At 62.0% G+C, this 16,334-nt stretch carries 17 protein-coding genes; 10 read left to right on the top strand and 7 right to left on the bottom strand.

Features of this window, described 5'->3' with window-relative positions; all coding sequences use genetic code 11:
• Positions 1 to 3: 3 nt before the first annotated feature.
• The 4 genes from LDZ21_RS18740 to LDZ21_RS18725 form a co-directional block, all read right to left on the bottom strand.
• Entirely contained in the window at positions 4 to 1,158 is a 1,155-nt protein-coding gene (locus tag LDZ21_RS18740) for an ATP-grasp domain-containing protein (RefSeq protein WP_404981070.1), read from the bottom strand.
• Positions 1,158 to 2,087, bottom strand: coding sequence for an NAD(P)-dependent methylenetetrahydromethanopterin dehydrogenase (locus LDZ21_RS18735; protein WP_244795238.1), 930 nt, complete (start codon positions 2,085 to 2,087; stop codon positions 1,158 to 1,160). The genes LDZ21_RS18740 and LDZ21_RS18735 overlap by 1 nt, the downstream gene beginning before the upstream one ends.
• 43 nt (positions 2,088 to 2,130) lie before the next feature.
• On the bottom strand, positions 2,131 to 3,153 hold the full coding sequence (locus LDZ21_RS18730) for a beta-ribofuranosylaminobenzene 5'-phosphate synthase family protein (RefSeq protein ID WP_244795237.1): 1,023 nt from the start codon (positions 3,151 to 3,153) through the stop codon (positions 2,131 to 2,133).
• Between the two features lie 998 nt (positions 3,154 to 4,151).
• Positions 4,152 to 4,526 carry a 4a-hydroxytetrahydrobiopterin dehydratase gene (locus tag LDZ21_RS18725; protein WP_244795903.1) on the bottom strand — a complete coding sequence of 125 codons (375 nt, stop codon included), beginning with the start codon at positions 4,524 to 4,526 and terminating at the stop codon, positions 4,152 to 4,154.
• Between the two features lie 384 nt (positions 4,527 to 4,910).
• On the opposite strand from LDZ21_RS18725, the gene LDZ21_RS18720 reads away from it, so the two are divergent.
• From LDZ21_RS18720 to LDZ21_RS18680, 9 genes are all read left to right on the top strand, one after another.
• Complete coding sequence (locus tag LDZ21_RS18720; protein ID WP_244795235.1) at positions 4,911 to 6,722, top strand: methanol/ethanol family PQQ-dependent dehydrogenase; 1,812 nt, start codon at positions 4,911 to 4,913, stop codon at positions 6,720 to 6,722.
• An 82-nt stretch (positions 6,723 to 6,804) separates the two neighbouring features.
• Positions 6,805 to 7,218 (top strand): c-type cytochrome, encoded by a 414-nt coding sequence (locus LDZ21_RS18715; RefSeq protein WP_244795234.1) that lies wholly within the window; start codon positions 6,805 to 6,807, stop codon positions 7,216 to 7,218.
• Positions 7,219 to 7,260: 42 nt separating this feature from the next.
• Entirely contained in the window at positions 7,261 to 8,178 is a 918-nt protein-coding gene (locus LDZ21_RS18710) for a quinoprotein dehydrogenase-associated putative ABC transporter substrate-binding protein (RefSeq protein ID WP_244795233.1), read from the top strand.
• On the top strand, positions 8,175 to 8,945 hold the full coding sequence (locus tag LDZ21_RS18705; protein WP_244795232.1) for a hypothetical protein: 771 nt from the start codon (positions 8,175 to 8,177) through the stop codon (positions 8,943 to 8,945). The genes LDZ21_RS18710 and LDZ21_RS18705 overlap by 4 nt, the downstream gene beginning before the upstream one ends.
• 24 nt (positions 8,946 to 8,969) lie before the next feature.
• A complete protein-coding gene (locus tag LDZ21_RS18700) occupies positions 8,970 to 9,944 on the top strand; it encodes a LysR family transcriptional regulator (RefSeq protein WP_244795231.1) in 975 nt (324 codons plus the stop codon).
• The gene (locus LDZ21_RS18695; RefSeq protein ID WP_244795230.1) at positions 9,941 to 10,870 is read left to right on the top strand and encodes a quinoprotein relay system zinc metallohydrolase 2; all 930 of its coding nucleotides are present in this window, start codon (positions 9,941 to 9,943) and stop codon (positions 10,868 to 10,870) included. Before LDZ21_RS18700 ends, LDZ21_RS18695 begins: the two co-directional genes overlap by 4 nt.
• 17 nt (positions 10,871 to 10,887) lie before the next feature.
• Positions 10,888 to 11,736 carry a quinoprotein dehydrogenase-associated SoxYZ-like carrier gene (locus tag LDZ21_RS18690; RefSeq protein WP_244795229.1) on the top strand — a complete coding sequence of 283 codons (849 nt, stop codon included), beginning with the start codon at positions 10,888 to 10,890 and terminating at the stop codon, positions 11,734 to 11,736.
• Positions 11,733 to 12,650: an MBL fold metallo-hydrolase gene (locus tag LDZ21_RS18685; RefSeq protein ID WP_244795228.1), complete on the top strand. Its 918-nt coding sequence runs from the start codon at positions 11,733 to 11,735 to the stop codon at positions 12,648 to 12,650. Before LDZ21_RS18690 ends, LDZ21_RS18685 begins: the two co-directional genes overlap by 4 nt.
• A gap of 22 nt (positions 12,651 to 12,672) precedes the next feature.
• The gene (locus tag LDZ21_RS18680; protein ID WP_244795227.1) at positions 12,673 to 12,981 is read left to right on the top strand and encodes an EthD family reductase; all 309 of its coding nucleotides are present in this window, start codon (positions 12,673 to 12,675) and stop codon (positions 12,979 to 12,981) included.
• Between the two features lie 7 nt (positions 12,982 to 12,988).
• Here LDZ21_RS18680 and LDZ21_RS18675 read toward each other — a convergent pair whose 3' ends face one another.
• From LDZ21_RS18675 to LDZ21_RS18665, 3 genes are read right to left on the bottom strand one after another with little or no spacing between them, the layout of a single operon-like run.
• Positions 12,989 to 13,735, bottom strand: coding sequence for a Pr6Pr family membrane protein (locus tag LDZ21_RS18675; RefSeq protein ID WP_244795225.1), 747 nt, complete (start codon positions 13,733 to 13,735; stop codon positions 12,989 to 12,991).
• A gap of 46 nt (positions 13,736 to 13,781) precedes the next feature.
• Positions 13,782 to 14,351 (bottom strand): phosphonate metabolism protein/1,5-bisphosphokinase (PRPP-forming) PhnN, encoded by a 570-nt coding sequence (gene phnN / locus LDZ21_RS18670; RefSeq protein ID WP_244795224.1) that lies wholly within the window; start codon positions 14,349 to 14,351, stop codon positions 13,782 to 13,784.
• Positions 14,348 to 15,082, bottom strand: a complete 735-nt coding sequence (locus LDZ21_RS18665) for a DUF1045 domain-containing protein (protein WP_244795222.1) — start codon at positions 15,080 to 15,082, stop codon at positions 14,348 to 14,350. The genes phnN and LDZ21_RS18665 overlap by 4 nt, the downstream gene beginning before the upstream one ends.
• Before the next feature lie 97 nt (positions 15,083 to 15,179).
• Here LDZ21_RS18665 and LDZ21_RS18660 point away from each other — a divergent pair, with 97 nt between their 5' ends.
• Positions 15,180 to 16,313 carry an alpha-D-ribose 1-methylphosphonate 5-triphosphate diphosphatase gene (locus LDZ21_RS18660; protein ID WP_244795221.1) on the top strand — a complete coding sequence of 378 codons (1,134 nt, stop codon included), beginning with the start codon at positions 15,180 to 15,182 and terminating at the stop codon, positions 16,311 to 16,313.
• Positions 16,314 to 16,334 lie beyond the last annotated feature (21 nt).

Raw genomic sequence — 16,334 nt, 5'->3', positions numbered from 1 at the left:
GGGCTAGTTCACATTGATGCGTTGCAGAAGACTCGTGCGTTGGCGATCCAGTTCGATGCGTAATGCATCCAGCGTGGATGCAGTCGCGGTGATCGTGCATACAGGCATGCCCGCTTCGATGCGCGCGCCGGGCGACGGCACGTCATGGCACTCGGCATCTGCAAAGCACGCATCGCTGAACAGGCTGGATACGGTGAAGCCCTGCGGCGCAAAGACGACACGTTGCCCCGCGATCAGCGGCGGGGCATGTTTCCACGTGCAGGCCGTGTGCGGCAACTCGCCGTCGAGACAGGCCTCCACATGCGCGCCGATCAAACCACGCGGCCACGCATCGGGCCATGCGGTTTCATAGAGCGCCATCGTCGATGAAGGACGCGTGTTGATTTCGAGGACCTGGAAGGTATCGTCATCGAGCAGGAAGTCGATGCTGTTCAGTCCCGTGAGGTCCGTTTTCCATACGATCGTTTCGATTGCCTGAACGACGCGATCGGCGATATCGCGGGGCAGCATGATCGGCCCGAGCGAACCCGCATGCACGAAAGGCAGGTTGCCCGCCGCCGTCGTGAGTTGCTCTGCGAAGCCGACCACCGTCGCCTCGCGGTGTGCGGCGACGAAGAGCGCCGACATCGAACGGCCTCGCGAAAACCGCTGGAAATAGGCATCGGCGTGAATGCGATCGACGTTTTGCGCCCATTCGATATGCGTCCCGCCGCAGCCATCCGAACGCTTGACGAGCCATCCGCGCGCGTCCTCTGGCGGCGTGAAGCGCACTTCCGGATGCGGCACACGAACTTCATTGAGCAACGCGAAGAAGCGCCGTGGATCGCGCACGGCCAGCGCCTGCGCGCCGTTGCCGATGAAGCGCGGCACGCGCGGCGCGCGGCTCAGTTCCATCGCGAGCGGTTCGAGGCCGCTCGTCACGATGAGGCCCAGCATGCGCGGCAGGCGTGCGGCGCATTCGAGCGCATCGTAGAGACGCCCGCGATCGATCGACAATCCGTCGCCGCCGATATCGAGCCACATGTCGGCGTGCGCGCGTGTATCGCGATCGCCGAAGATATCGAGCGCGACCACGTTGAGGCCCGCGCGCTCGGCCGATTGTGCGAGCAGACGCGCGGACAGACCCGCCACCGCGACGCGAGGCGCACGCGAGGCCATCATGAGTCTTGTCCCGCGACGATGACGCGCGCTTCGTCGAATGCTTCGGGAAAGCCGAGATAGACGGGTTTTCCCCCGGTTCGCATGCGCAGGAAGAGCCGATGCTCCGCCTGATACTTCACGTTGCCGATCGCGAGCGCGCCGATGCCGATCGCATCGGAACGCGCGGCGCCTGCGAGCGGCTTGCCGTCGTCCATCACGTGAACGCCGGCGATGCCTTCGGGCGGCACGGCGTTGACATCGGCCGCGATCAGCAGATGCTTCGCGTGGGCGAGGTCGGCGGCGGTCATCACCTGCACGCCGGCTGCGGCTGTCGCGAAGACGATCTCCGCGCGCGCGAGTTCGCGATGCAGGTGCTCGGGCGTGCCTGTCGCGACGCCCGATGTGGCGATATCGAAGCGCCGGTTGATCTCGTCGCTGACTTGGGTGGCGCGAGACTGACTCGAATGGCTCGCGACGGCGACGTCCGCGCCGAGCGATGCGGCCATCGCCGCCGCCACGCGTCCGACCGCGCCGGTGCCGCCGAGTATCAGCAGACGTTTGCCGTCGAAGCCGACGTTATGCACGGCTTTCAGATGCTTTTCCGCGAGCGCGACGAGCGCGGCGGCTGTCGTGTATGCGCCGCTCGGATCGGCGAAAACGGAGACTTCGAACGGCGGGACCATCGCGTTGCGCGCGCGTTCGAGCATGTCGGCGGCGAGCATGACGTCGCGTCCGCCGATGAAGATGCCGGTGCGCGATACGCCTTTCGGCCCGCGCGAGAAAATTGCGTCTTGTGTGAGCTGCACGACGCTGTCGATATCGACGTTACAGTACGGCACGAGGATTTGATAACCGGCATCGGCCGCCATGTTGACATCGAACGGACTCATCTGCGGCGTGCTCGTGAACATGTGCAGGACGTACGGTCTTTCGGTGGCTTCGTGCATGGTGATGGACTCGTATCGATGGGAATGCGTGCGTGTGCTGCCGTCAGGCGGCATCGGCGCCGGGCTGTCGATGATCTGCGGCGCGCCATGTTGCGCCGCGATTGCGCGCGGTCGCGATGGAGAATGTGAGGGACGGGTTGCGCGCGGCTTTCCTGGCGGTTTCGAGCGCGCGCTCGGCGTGTTTGGCGCTCGCGACGAACGCGAAGCCGACTGGCCCCCATGATGTTTGTCCGACGCCGGCCTTCTGCTCCGCCGCGACGGCTTCGAGTGCGCGTGCGACGGCGGGGCTTGCGAAGAGGCCGCCTTGCGCCGGCGCGAAGTATTCGCCGATGGTTTGCTGCATGTCGGTGATGGCGCTGGCGAAGGTGTCGAAATCGCTGTCGGCGACGGCGGGCAGGAGCTGCATCAACACGCGATGCGCGAGGTGCGCGGCGAGCGATGCGGGAAAGGGTGCGAGTGCTGCAAGCTCGCGTTTCTCGGCATCGCCGTGCAGGCCTTCGCGCGAGGTGTCGTCGATGAGCAGGATGCGCCATGCATCCGGAAACGGCTGTCGCGCGATGAGGGGCGGTAGCGTGGAGGCGATGCTGCGTCCGCCGTCGACGATCAGTCCGCCGTGATCGAAGCCGTGAATGCCGATGCCCGAACGCGCGCCGCGATGCGTTATATGCGCGAGTTCCGCTGTGTCGATGTGACGCCCTGTGATGCGGGCGAACGCTGTTCCTACTGCGAGCGCGAGTTGCGTGCCGGAACCGAGGCCGGTGTGGGCGCGCGGGGCTTCGTGCACTTCTATATCGATGCGGCGGGGTTCTTTCAGCGCTGCCTGTAATTGTTCGACGTGCGTCGCGATGCGGTCGCGTTGGGCTTGCGTCGTTGCGCCGTGAATGTGTGTGGCGTGCTGCGTTAGCCTGGCGGTGAGCCGTGTGTCGTGGTTCTCGATCGTCAGGCCGACGCTGCCGAAGGATCGGCCCAACGAGCCGTTGGGGTCGATGAAGCCCAGATGCAGTCGGGCCGAGGCTGAAAGGGTGATCGCACGGGGCGGCGATAGGCGGGGTTTTTCGTATTCCACAGAAGTTGGACTTTTTCTTTGCTGGCGCCGGGTGGGGGGTTTTTGGTTAAGGCAAAAGGTGTACCAAGGACTCTTCGTTGTTGTTCGTTCTTGTCTCGGTGAGCTTGTATTCGTGTGGGTCTATTAGTGCGCCCCTCCCCGGGGCGGGGGTCACTTTCTTTGCTGTCGACCAGAGTTGGCCTTTAGCGCCTTACTCTGGTCCCGTGCAAAGAAAGTAACCAAAGAAAGCAGCCTTCTGGGCCCGAAGCACTGACTTGGGTTGTCACTCCGTAGAACACCGGTGGCACTCAGCTTGAAAGAGCCTTGAATCACCTTCCGCGCCCGCTGACTACTAACGTCTTCCGAGCCCCTTGGCTCGTTAACACCGAACGCACATCAAGCACCACGCGCCGCCCCCAACCGGCGCGATATGGCAAAGCAAAGCGAAAGCAAGACAAGACGAGGCAAGACGAGGCAAGACGAGGCAAGGCAAGGCAAGGCAAGGCAAGGCAAGGCAAGGCAAGGCGAAGCGAAGACGAGTCGAGGGAAGGATGGTGAATGCGCTTTCAACCGCACTTGAACGTAATCATGCGGAGTAATTCGACTAATTTTAGAGTGCGCAGTACCGTGGGCGTTCGTGAGCAGTTGGTTTTGTCGAGCCAAGGGGCTCGGAGGACGTTGGTTGTCAGCGGGCGTGGAAGGCGATTCAGGGCTGTTTCAAGCTGAGTGCCACGGATGTTCTACGGAGTGACCACACAAGTGAGTGCATCGTGCGGTTCAGAAAAAAGCTGCTTTCTTTGGTTACTTTCTTTGCAGCGGCAAAGAAAGTGACCCCCGCCCCGGGGAGGGGCGAGCTAATAGACCGACACGAATACAAGCTCAACGAACAACAACAACGATATCGCGTCACAGTTTCCCGCCCCGGAGAGAGGCAGCCTAAAAGACCGACACGAAGAACCAAAAAAACACCGCCGCCCACGCAAAGGGAAAAAGGGAAAAAGGCAAAAAGCAAAAAGAAATCAATCGTACTTGATATACCGAAACCGCTGATCCCCGGAAGGGGTGCCCTCGAGCGGCCCGCCTTCCCGTGAAGGCTGCCATTGCACGACCTCTTCGATCTTCGAAGCAAGCGCAAAGTCCTTATCGGTAATTCCCTTAGCAGAATGAGTCTTGAGCTTGACGACAACAAAGGCGTAGGAAACCGTCAAATCCGGATGATGCCACGCCGCTTCGGCCAGATGCCCGACGGTATTCACGACCATGAGCGTCCCTTTCCATCCTTCGGTTCTGAACTTGCGCCTTAGCCATCCATCCTCGAGATACCAGTGCGAAAGCGGTCCCGTAAGTCGCTGCTGCACTTCGTCGTCGGTATAAACCTTCTCCGTAGAAGTCATGGCGATGCCTCGCTTGGCAATAGAACACACGCGCCCAGTATGCACGCCCGCCGCCCAACGCAGCAACGAAAACCCTGCTGCAACGCGTCAGAAACGAAAAGCCCCACAGCACAGAACAAAAGCAAAGAAATTCGCGGATTTGACACAGTATGTCTCACACCACCGGCGCGCAAGGCCATCAAACAAAGAACCGTTACGCACGATCGCACTGCACATAAAGAGCGCAACAAACCGGCATGGAATATGCAATTGGCCCCGATACGCAAGCGTCCGGCAAAGAACCGGGCAAAGCGCAACGCGTTACCTGCATCCAGAAGGCGCGCACGATGCAAGCCGGTAGCGTGGTCATCCGTGGGTCGGAAGCATCATCATTCTGGAGGAGACATGAACTTACGCACCCTGGTTCTTGGACTGGCGGTGGTCGCGACGGCAGGCTTGAATTCCTATGTGGCGCAGGCCGATCCGCAACTCGACAGCCTCATCAAGAACCCCTCGAACTGGGCGGCGCAAGCGGGCGATTACTCAAATCACCGCTATAGCACGCTCAAGCAGATCAACGAAAGCAACGTCGGCAAACTACAGGTCGCCTGGACCATGTCGACCGGCGTGCTGCGTGGTCACGAAGGATCGCCGCTCGTCATCGGCGAAACGATGTACATCCACTCGCCGTTCCCGAACAAGGTCATCGCCATCAATCTGAGAGACCAGACCTTCATCTGGCAGTACCAGCCGAAGCAGGATCAGCAAGTCATCTCGGTGATGTGTTGCGACACCGTCAATCGCGGTCTCGCCTATGGCGACGGCAAGATCTTCCTCCAGCAGGCCGACACCAAACTCGTCGCACTCGATGCCAAGACCGGCGACGTCGTATGGTCCGCTCAGAACGGCGACGCCAAGAAGGGCGAAACCAATACGAACGCGCCACACGTATTCGGCGACAAGGTCCTGACAGGCATCTCCGGCGGCGAGTTCGGCGTGCGCGGGCGGCTCATCGCCTACAACATCAAGGACGGCAAGGAAGTCTGGAAGGCCTATAGCACCGGTCCCGACGATGAAATGCTGCTCGATCCGCAGCAAACCATGACCTGGACCGACGGAAAGATGACGCCGATCGGAGCGGACTCATCGCTCAAGAGCTGGCAAGGCGATCAGTGGAAATACGGCGGCGGCACCACATGGGGCTGGTACGCATGGGATCCGAAACTCAACCTTGTCTACTACGGCACCGGCAATCCAGGCACCTGGAATCCGACTCAGCGCCCCGGCGACAACAAGTGGTCCATGTCGATCTTCGCGCGTGATCTGAATACGGGCAAGGCGAAGTGGGTCTATCAGATGACGCCGCACGACGAATGGGACTATGACGGCGTCAACGAGATGATCCTGTCGGACCTGAACATCGGCGGCAAGAAAGTGCCCGCTATCGTTCACTTCGACCGCAATGGATTCGGCTACACGTTGAATCGTGAAACGGGTGAACTGCTCGTCGCGCAGAAGTACGACCCCGCTGTGAACTGGGCCGATAGCGTCGACCTGAAGAGCGGCCTGCCGATTCGCAATGCAACCTATTCGACGCAGAAGGCCGGCCCCGATGTCAACGTGAAAGGCATCTGTCCCGCAGCCCTTGGATCGAAGGATCAGCAGCCCGCAGCATTCGATCCGAACACGAGCCTCTTCCTCGTGCCGACCAATCACGTCTGCATGGATTACGAGCCGTTCCAGGTGGACTACGTGTCGGGTCAGCCGTTCGTCGGCGCAACGCTGTCGATGTATCCGGGCCCGAACGAGAAGGGTTCGATGGGCAACTTCATCGCGTGGGATGCGGCCAAGGGCAAGATCACGTGGTCGAAGCCGGAGCGGTTCTCGGTGTGGTCCGGTGCGCTCGCAACGGCAGGCGGCATCGTGTTCTACGGCACGCTCGAAGGGTACATCAAGGCGGTTCGCATCAAGGACGGCAAGGAGCTTTGGAAGTTCAAGACGCCGTCGGGCATCATCGGCAACGTGTTCACGTATCAGTATCAGGGCAAGCAATACGTCGGCGTCTATTCGGGCATTGGCGGCTGGGCCGGCATCGGCATGGCAGCCGGTCTCGAGAAGTCGACGGAAGGGCTGGGCGCGGTCGGTGGCTACAAGGAACTGGCCAAGTACACGGCGCTCGGCGGCACGCTGTTCGTGTTCGCCATTCCCGGTGGTTGATGCAGCGTCCTTAACGTAGTGGTATCGCGCGGCGGCAAGACGCGCCGCCGCGCAAAAAAATCATATTGATGGAGACAAACGCATGAAAGGCCGATCACTCTTGCTGCTTTCGATGGCGCTCGCTGCGTCGTCCGTTTCGTTTGCCCAGACCGATTCGGGGCAGATGAAACAGGTGGCGTACAAGGTCGTCGACGGCAACAAGGTCGACAACGATACGCTGCAGGGCTGGCGTACATGGCGCGCGCTCGCGTGCGAACGCTGTCACGGCGCAAAGCAGGAAGGCATGGTCGGCCCGTCGCTGGTCGATGCATTGAAGACGCTCGACAAGAATGAGTTTCATCGCACCGTATTCGGCGGGCGCGTGGATAAGGGTATGCCCGACTTCAGCGCAAGCCAGATGATGCAAAAGAATTGGGAGAATCTCTACGCGTATCTGAAGGGACGTTCAGACGGCAAGATCAATCCGGGCGACTTGCAGGCAATAGATGCGAAGTAAGCACGTCGACGTTCGATGACCGCGTTCACTCCCGGAGGCTTCATGCATCACCGTCCTGCCAGCGGCGCATTGTTCCGATCGTTGCGGTTCCTGACCGCATGCTTCACGGCGCTTGCCGCGCATGCGTCATATGCACAGGGCGCAGGCGGCCCGCCGCCGGATCTGCCGAACAACGACGGCGCAGACGGCGTATTGCGCGTATGCGCCGATCCGAACAACATGCCGCTCTCCAACGACAAGGGCGAAGGCTACGAGAACAAGATCGCGAGCCAGATGGCGAGTGACTTCGGCTATAAGCTCGAATACACGTACTACCCGCAGCGCATGGGCTTCGTGCGCAATACGCTGCGCCAGAAAGTGCCCGATACCGAACGCTTCAAGTGCGATCTGATCATCGGCGTGCCCAAAGGCTATGAGCTGACCTCGACAACGCGGCCCTATCTGCATTCCACCTATGCAATGGTGCTTCCGAACCGGCCCGAGTACGCGAGCATCAAGACGCCGGCGGACCTCGTCAACTTGCCGCCCGATCAGCTCAAGAAGATGAAGCTCGGGATCTTTGTCAAGAGTCCCGCAGTGGATTGGCTGCTGCGAAATAATCTTATCGATCAGGCTGTGTCGTATCAAGGGCAAAGCGGCGACCCCGAAGCGTTCCCCGGCGAGCTGATCGAACGCGATCTCACACGCGGCAATGTCGATGCCGCTTTCGTGTGGGGCCCTATCGCGGGCTATTTCGTGAATCGCTCGGATAACAAGGTGCGGCTCGTGGCCTTTCCGCCGCAGCCGGGCATCCGCTTCGATTTTGAAATCTCGATGGGCGTGCGCTATGGCGAGAAGGCGTGGCGCGACAAGGTCGATGGCTGGATTGCATCCAATCAGCCGAAGATCGATCAGATACTGACGAGCTATCAGGTCCCCTTGCTGCCGCTACAGCCGATGCAACCGGCGCAAGTGCAATGAACGCCGCACATGCAAGGCTTCGCGCGCTGGTCGCGGCGTGCGCACTCGCTGTCGTCGCGGCGACGAACGCATTCGCCGCGGATGCGCCGCCCGCATCCGCGCCAAGTCCGGAGATCGCGCCGGCCGAGCGCATGCTCTTCATGCAGCCGCACATGACCGGCATCGAAGCGATGACGGAGCTGGATTACGCGGTCGACTATTCGGGCCCGCCGGCGAAAGTCAGCGATACGGTGCGCGTGATCGTTATGAGCCCCGGCAATGCAAAGAACGATGCGCGGCTGACGGATCGCACGGGCAACGTCGAGGTGCCGGGCGGCTTGCCATGCAATCCTGTCATCATCTATTTTCTGGAACACGACATCGCCGAGATGCAGCAGTTGACGGGCGGACAGAAACGCTACTTTCAGCAGCGCGTACGCCTGGCGCTCGCCGCAAGCCCCGCGATCACGCCGGTTTCAGCGGAGGCGCTCGGTCTAAAGAACAGCAAGAACGTCAATGCGCGGCAGATCGTAATTCAGCCTTACCTCAACGATCCAAACGCGGACCGCTTCGCGCAATATGTCGGCAAACGCTATACGTTCGTCATTTCCGATGACGTGCCGGGCCGCGTTCTCCTCATTCGAACCGAAGTTCCGGGCGCGGGCAACGATTTCGCGCATCCGATGCAGAAGGAGACCATTGCATTCCAGGGTGCGCTCAAGAATATCTCACCGCCGCCCCAAGGTGCGCCCGTCAAGACGGGAAACGCGCCGCGTGCGAGCCGGTAAGCGGTTCGATGCCGCATCGCGCGCATGAACTTCATCCGTTCCCTCACGCTGCGTCAGCTTCAGATCTTCGTGATTACCGCGCGCTGCCCGAGCTTTGCGCGTGCCGCTGAAGAACTGCATCTCACGCAGCCGGCGGTATCGATGCAGATCAAGCAACTCGAAGACGCAGTGGGTTTGCCGCTATTCGAACGCGTCGCGCGCCGGCTTGCACTGACAGAAGCGGGCGAGCGATTGCAGCATCATGCGAGCCGCATCCTCGGTGAAATCAAGGACGCGGAAGACGCGATGATGTCGCTCAGACAAGCCGATAGCGGATCGATTGCGGTCAGCATCGTGAGTTCGGCCACGTACTTCGCGCCGAAGCTGCTTGCGCTTTATTCGCGGCAATACCCAAATGTCGATGTGCGTTTCTCGGTCGGCAATCGCGAGACCTTGCTCAGGCTGCTGCAAGACAATGCGACGGATCTCGCCATCATGGGCCGGCCGCCGCCCGAGCTTGGGACGACGGCCGAGCCGCTTGCATGGCATCCGCATGTCATCGTTGCGCCGCTGTCGCATCCTTTGCGGCATGCGCGGCGCTTCGATTTGCAGGAGCTTGCCGGCGATACGTTCTTGCTGCGCGAGCCGGGGTCCGGCACGCGCGCTGTATCGGAACATGTGTTCAAGCAGAATCTCTTCGTGCCTTCACGCAGCGTGACGCTCGGAAGCAACGAAACCATCAAACAGGCCGTGATGGCAGGCATGGGCGTGAGCCTCATTTCGCTGCATACGCTCGCGCTCGAATTGCGTACCGGGGAAATCGCCGTGCTGGATGTGAACGGCACGCCGGTCGAAAGAACGTGGCAGATCGTGCATTCGCGCACCAAGCAATTGTCGCCGACGTGCCTCGCGTTTCGACGCTTCCTGCTCGAACACGCCGAGCCGTTTCTCGAGCGGGAGTACGCGGAGTTCGGCCTCTTGCGTCCGAAGCGTCTTGCCGATGCGGAAAGCATTCGATGACCGTGTCGTCGATACTGCGCGCGCTGGTTTTTCTCGCGCTATGTGGTTTGATGAAAGCGCATGCCGCATCGGCGTTCGCGGTGCAGCAGATCGCGCCGGGCAACTATGTGCATCGCGGACACGACGATGTCGCGACGCCCGCTAACGGCGGCGATATCGCTAACGTGGGATTCATCGTCGGCGCGCGCTGTGTCGCGGTAATCGACACGGGCGGCACGCTCGCCGAAGGCCGGCAGCTTCGCGCGGCGATTCGCGCGGTCACGCCCTTGCCTGTGTGCTTTGTCATCAATACGCACATGCACCCGGACCATATCTTCGGCAATGCGGCGTTCAAGGACGAGCACGCGCAGTTCGTCGGCAGCGTGAAGCTCGCGCAAGCCGAGGCCGCGCGCGCCGACAATTATCTTCGCGCGCTGAATCGCGAACTGGGAGCGGCGGCAGATGGAAGCGAGATCGTTCCGCCGACGCTGACGGTGGATGGAAGCGCCTTCCTCGATCTCGGCGGCCGCACGTTGACGCTGCAAACATGGAAAACAGCGCATACGAACAACGACATCACGGTATACGATGAGAAGAGCGGAACGCTATGGCTAGGCGATCTTCTTTTCGTCGGATGCATACCGGTGGTAGATGGCAGTGTCGTTGGCTGGCTCGACGATATAGCGCGCATTAAGCAGATGAATCCGCGTCATGTGGTGCCGGGGCACGGCCCGCTCAATGCCCCGTGGCCCCAGTCCATCGAAGCGGAAGAGCAGTACCTTGCGGAATTGGCGCGCGATGTGCGAGCGGCCATCAAGCGGGGCGATACCATTCAGCAAGCCGTGGACACGGTAGGCGTCGATCAGCGGGACAAGTGGCTCCTGTACGACGTCTATCATCGCCGCAACGTGACAGCGGCTTATGCGGAGCTGGAATGGGAGAAGTAGCGGCACAGGAGGACATCATGTTGAGGAAGCGTGTTGCAGCGTTCACGGCTCTGCTTGCATCGCTTGCGCCGTGCGTAACGCAAGCCGCATCACCCGACGACGATCCCGACAAGGTCGCGCGCTGGCTCGATTTCAAGGAGGGCGCCTTCAAGGGCCGCACGATCGATTCGCATGGCGATGCCGTCATCAAGCTCGATGCGCCCGCGCGTGCAGCGGATGCCGCCGTGGTGCCCATCGCAATCAACGCCCAGTTCCCGCAAACGCCGGCGCGTTACATCAGCAAGGTCTATCTTTTCATCGACGAAAACCCGGAGCCGTATGCGGGCTCTTTCGAATTCACGCCGGAGTCGGGCCTCGCGAGCATCGAGACGCGCGTTCGCGTCGAAGACTACACGTTCATGCGCGTGATAGCCGAGACCAACGACGGCCATCTCTATAGCGCCGTGCGTTTCGTGAAAGCATCGGGCGGCTGTTCCGCTCCCGCCGACAAGGACGAGGACGCCGCCGAACGCGCAGCGGGCACGGTGCGTCTGCAAGCCGAAGGCAAGCCCGCAGGCGGCAAGCCCGAGCTTGCCCAAGTAATGGTTCGGCACCCTAACCGAACGGGCATGGCGATGAATCAGGGCACGCGAAATTACGCGACCGCCTATTTCATCCGCAAGGTGGCCATTACGTATGCGGACAAGCCGGTGATGACCGCGAACGTCAACTTCTCGATCAGCGAGAACCCGAATTTCCGCTTCTATTTCTTGCCCACCGGAAACGGCGAACTGAAGGCGCATATCGAGGATACGAAGAACAAGACGTTCGAAAGCGCTGTCGCAATCGATGCGCAATCGAGTCCGCAAACGTCGGCCATGAAATGAGGGCCGCGATTGCTGCGCTTCTTTTCGCGTTCGCGCATGCTGCGATCGCCGCGCTCGCGGGCATGCCCGCACCGGTCGCCATCGCGCCGGGCGTGTATGCGTTCATCGGCACGGGCGACGCTGTTGCGCCCGCGAATCATGGCATCGTCGCGAATAACGGGTTCATCGTGGGGACGAGCGGCGTAACGGTGATCGACACGGGGCCGTCGTATCGCTATGGCCGCGCGATGATCGAAGCCATCCGCAAAGTCACGCCGTTGCCGGTCAGACTCGTCATCATCACGCATCAGGCGCCGGAGTTCGTGTTCGGCGCGGGTGCGTTTCACGATCGCGACGTACCCATCCTGGCGCACGTTCGCACCGCGCAACTGATTCGCGAGCGATGCTCGATCTGTCTTGCGAACTTGCGCAAGACGCTGGGCGAAGACGAGATGGCGGGGTCGCGGGTGACGGTCCCGGATCGCACGATAGATGGCACGACGGAGATCGACAGCGGCGGACGCAAGCTGCAATTGCTGCATTTCGGCCCCGCCAGCACGCCGGGCGATCTGGCGGTCCTCGATACGCAAACGGGCGTGTTGTTCGCAGGCAGTCTCGTCTCCAATGGCCGCATTCCCGAGTTGCGCAACGAGCAGATTCCGGGCTGGCTTGGCGCACTGGAAAATCTTCGCGCACTCGATCTCAACACCGTGATTCCCGCATTCGGCTCGCCGCTCGACGGCGACGACATCATGCAAACAGGCGTCTATCTGCGTCAACTGGATGCGTCGGTGAAGCGTGCCTATAAGGACGGCGTCGGCCTGACCGATGCCATGCATTCGATCCAGACGCCCGAATTCAGCGGCTACAAGCTCTATGCGATTGCACAGCCGCAGAACGTGCAACGCCTTTATCTGCAGTTGGAAAAGCAATGACCACCGCCCCGAGGAGACAACGATGGCCCAACTTGTAGCGCTGTACAAAACCCCGACTGACAACGAGGCGTTCGACGCCCACTACACCTCGACGCACGCGCCGCTTGCGAAGAAAATGCCCGGGCTGAGAAGCTATCGGGTGAGCAGCGGGCCGGTGGCCGTGCCGCAAGGCGAGTCGCCGTATCATCTCGTCGCGCTGCTGGAGTTCGATTCGCTCGACGCCATCAAGTCCGCGCTTGCATCGCCCGAAGGTCAGGCGACTGCCGCCGATCTCGCGAACTTCGCGCAGGCCGGCGTCGATCTGTTGATGTTCGATACGAAAGACGCCTGAGCGCGGTTCAACGCGGTGCGCCCGAATCCGCCATGTCGTCGGATTCGACTTCCGGATCGGGCACGCTCAAGTCCTCGCGCCGGTGATTGATGACGAGGAACACGCCCATCAACACGAGGAACGCGACGATGAGCAGCGTCGCGTTGAAGAAGACCCGTTCATAGCCCAGCTCGGCGACGTTGATGAACCAGTACGGATAGAACGCCGACGCACTGCCGCGCCATAGCGTGATGAACAGGTAGCACAGCGGATAGACGAGCCAGAGCGCACAGCGTCGCCATGAAAGATGAAAGCGCGGCACGAATAACAGCCAGTAAAGCGCAGCAAGCAAGGGCACGACGGTATGCAGCGCCTCGTTGACGAACGCGCGATACCCGGACGGGGTCCACCAGAAACGCAGCAGTGTGTTATACGCGATGCCGACGAACACGATATACACCACGACCGCAGTGACGACAGTCGGCTGACGAAAGAAGCGCGCGATGGGCGCTTGCGCGCGTGTGGCGACGCACGTAAAGCAGAGTGCCGTCAGCAGCACGGTCAGATTCGTCAGATAGCTGCTCATGCGCGCGAGGCCTTCGATCACGGTCAGGCCGCGGCCGAGCGAACGCGCGATGCTGAGGTCCATTTGCGCTGCGATGGCGAGCCACGCTATCAGCGCGATGGCGGCGGCTGTCGCCAGCGATGCGGTACTGGGCGTATGAAGCGGCAAGGGGTGCTCGTGCCGCGGCGAGTTCATGGGTGGCTTGCGCATTCGCCCATTCTATCGGCGCATGAGGCACCGTGCCGGGCACGCCTTTCTAGATGCGCGGACGTTGCGCCGCTTCTTCGACGACGCCGAGAAAGCGCGAGCCGGCATCTGCAAGCAAGCCCGAATTGTCGATTCGAACGATGCGCGCTCCAGCGGGCACTTCCAGCGACGGCTTGCGCGCCAGCCGCGCTTCGATCTGCCGCGCGTCTTCACGTCCGCGCCGTGCAAGCCGTGCGGCCAGCACGGCAGGCGCGGCATCGATATGAACGAAGCGCGCATCGGGATAACGTGCGAGGGCCACGTGGGCATGTTGTCGTGAGCCGTTGACGACGACCGGCACGCCGCGCGCAAGCCACGCATCCAGCTCGATGCCGACGCCATAGCGCAAGCCGAGGCTTTCCCAATGCATCGCGAAGAGGCCATGTTCGACGCGCGATGCGAATTCGTCGTGCGTAAGCGCGATGTGGTTCTCGCCATCGCCGGATGCACGCGTGATATAGCGATGCGCGAACATCACGCTCGCACCGACGCGCTCGCGTGCGAATGCCAGCAACGCGTCCTTGCCCGCGCCGGACGGGCCCATTACGTAGATCAGTCTTGCGCTGTCGAGCTGGCTCATGCCTCGTCCTGTGCGATGTGGAAGGGAAGACGCTGCCATAGTGTGAACGGTGCGCCCGGTTCCGGCTCGATGAACAGCGCCGCGCCATGAACGGGGAGCGGCCCGAGTCGCGCGATGCGCGGCGCCCAGTGCGAGGCGATCGACGTGCGCGCGTTCGCGTCATCGAGTGAATCGGACAGCGTCATGTGGAAGCGGTACTCGTCGAACACGTAGGGATAGCCCCATTCACGCAGCAGCGCGATCTGGCGTGCACTCATGCCGGCGTGAATGCGCCGCTCGATGCTTTCGATCGAAGGCTTCCCCTGCAACGGTGCGATGGCCCGCAGCGCGCTCGCCGCAATGGTTCGCATGCGGGCGTCGTCATCGTCGTGCGCGGCGCGCAGTGCAACGAAGCCATTCATCTGCGCGATGCGCACCGGTATATCGACGCGGACGATTCCGTTCGCCCACGCGCGAGCCGCCGCCTGCACGTCCGCCAGGGTTACGCCCGGTGCGCATCGAAACGGCGCAACGATGGTCGCGTGCCAGCCATAGCGACGCGGCGACCCGGTCCACGCGGGCATGGCCGCATGTGTTTCGCGGCCGCTTTCCGCATCGCGGCCCAGCCATTCGCAGCCTTCCTGCCACCACGCGGACGACGCGGGCGGCGCATAGTACAGCGCCACACGCGGACTGCTATCCGCAGCGATCGCCTTTGCCGCTTTATCATTCGATTCAGATGGGGCTGTCATTCGCATCGCCTGAATATCACGGTTCGATTGTAATGCGCAGGCGACCGCCATCCACTCAGCCCGGACAACAATGCAAGCGCAACGGAACACTACGGACATGCTCATCAGGAACGCGCAAATCGTCACGCGCGATGAAACCTTCACCGGCGTCATGCGTATCGAAGACGGACGTATCGCCGACATCGCGGCGGGCAACACGGCGGCGCGCGACGCCATCGACTGGAACGGCGACTATCTGCTGCCGGGGCTGGTCGAACTGCATACGGACAACATTGAAAAGCATCTCGCGCCGCGCCCCGGCGTGCTATGGAATCACGAAGCGGCGATCATCGTGCATGACGCGCAAGTGGCGTCGGCGGGCATCACGACCGTATTCGACGCGCTCGGCGTGGGCTCGCGTCCCGATGACCCCCTGCGGGGCCGCGCGGTGCAGGTCGAATGCGCCCATGCCATCGGCAAGCTCGCCGAAAGCGGGCTGTTGCGCGCGGATCACCTTCTGCACTTTCGCTGCGAAGTCGGCACATCCGATGTCGTCGAGGTCTTCGATTCGCTCAGCGCGCATCCGCTGTTCAGGCTCGCCTCGGTGATGGATCACACGCCGGGCCAGCGTCAATGGCAAGACCACGGGAAGTGGCGCGCGTTTCAGGAACGTCATGGCAAGTGGAGCGACGCGCACGCGCAAGCCACGCTCGCGCAATGGTCCGAGCAACAGGCGCGTTATGCGGCGGAGCATCGCAAGGCAATCGTCGAGCGTTGCAAAGGCCAGAACATACCGCTCGCAAGCCACGACGACACGCTCGTCGAACACGTCGAAGAAGCCGCGCGTGACGGCATCGCGCTCGCCGAATTCCCGACGACACTGGACGCAGCGCGCGCCGCCCACGCGCACGGCATCGCGACGATCATGGGCGCGCCGAACATCGTGCGCGGAGGATCGCACTCGGGCAACGTATCGGCGATGGAACTCGCACGCGAAGGGCTGCTGGATATCCTTTCTTCCGACTACGTGCCGTCGAGCCTGCTCATCGCGGTCTTCGATCTCGTCGATGGCGCAGGCTGGAGCTTGCCGCGTGCGGTGTCGGCTGTTTCGTGGGCGCCGGCGCATGCAGCGGGGCTTCACGATCGTGGCGCGCTTGCCGTGGGCTTGCGGGCGGACTTCGTGCGGGTCGCGCGGGCGCAGGGGCTCGTCGTGCCGAGGGAAACCTATCGCGCGGGCCTGCGCGTCTGCTGACGATTAGCGCGATTTCCGGGT

It is taken from the genome of Caballeronia grimmiae (genome assembly GCF_022879615.1).
GTDB lineage: Bacteria > Pseudomonadota > Gammaproteobacteria > Burkholderiales > Burkholderiaceae > Caballeronia > Caballeronia grimmiae.
Note: the sequence above shows the minus strand (reverse complement) of the source record. Positions and strands in the feature narration are given on the sequence as shown.

Coding starts and splice junctions, on each gene's coding strand:
- LDZ21_RS18660 (WP_244795221.1), top strand. CDS start 15,180: ATGCTCATCAGGAACGCGCAAATCGTCACGCGCGATGAAACCTTCACC.
- LDZ21_RS18720 (WP_244795235.1), top strand. CDS start 4,911: ATGAACTTACGCACCCTGGTTCTTGGACTGGCGGTGGTCGCGACGGCA.
- LDZ21_RS18700 (WP_244795231.1), top strand. CDS start 8,970: ATGAACTTCATCCGTTCCCTCACGCTGCGTCAGCTTCAGATCTTCGTG.
- LDZ21_RS18665 (WP_244795222.1), bottom strand. CDS start 15,082: ATGACAGCCCCATCTGAATCGAATGATAAAGCGGCAAAGGCGATCGCT.
- LDZ21_RS18675 (WP_244795225.1), bottom strand. CDS start 13,735: ATGCGCAAGCCACCCATGAACTCGCCGCGGCACGAGCACCCCTTGCCG.
- LDZ21_RS18680 (WP_244795227.1), top strand. CDS start 12,673: ATGGCCCAACTTGTAGCGCTGTACAAAACCCCGACTGACAACGAGGCG.
- LDZ21_RS18705 (WP_244795232.1), top strand. CDS start 8,175: ATGAACGCCGCACATGCAAGGCTTCGCGCGCTGGTCGCGGCGTGCGCA.
- phnN (WP_244795224.1), bottom strand. CDS start 14,351: ATGAGCCAGCTCGACAGCGCAAGACTGATCTACGTAATGGGCCCGTCC.
- LDZ21_RS18685 (WP_244795228.1), top strand. CDS start 11,733: ATGAGGGCCGCGATTGCTGCGCTTCTTTTCGCGTTCGCGCATGCTGCG.
- LDZ21_RS18715 (WP_244795234.1), top strand. CDS start 6,805: ATGAAAGGCCGATCACTCTTGCTGCTTTCGATGGCGCTCGCTGCGTCG.
- LDZ21_RS18735 (WP_244795238.1), bottom strand. CDS start 2,087: ATGCACGAAGCCACCGAAAGACCGTACGTCCTGCACATGTTCACGAGC.
- LDZ21_RS18695 (WP_244795230.1), top strand. CDS start 9,941: ATGACCGTGTCGTCGATACTGCGCGCGCTGGTTTTTCTCGCGCTATGT.
- LDZ21_RS18710 (WP_244795233.1), top strand. CDS start 7,261: ATGCATCACCGTCCTGCCAGCGGCGCATTGTTCCGATCGTTGCGGTTC.
- LDZ21_RS18740 (WP_404981070.1), bottom strand. CDS start 1,158: ATGGCCTCGCGTGCGCCTCGCGTCGCGGTGGCGGGTCTGTCCGCGCGT.
- LDZ21_RS18725 (WP_244795903.1), bottom strand. CDS start 4,526: ATGACTTCTACGGAGAAGGTTTATACCGACGACGAAGTGCAGCAGCGA.
- LDZ21_RS18690 (WP_244795229.1), top strand. CDS start 10,888: ATGTTGAGGAAGCGTGTTGCAGCGTTCACGGCTCTGCTTGCATCGCTT.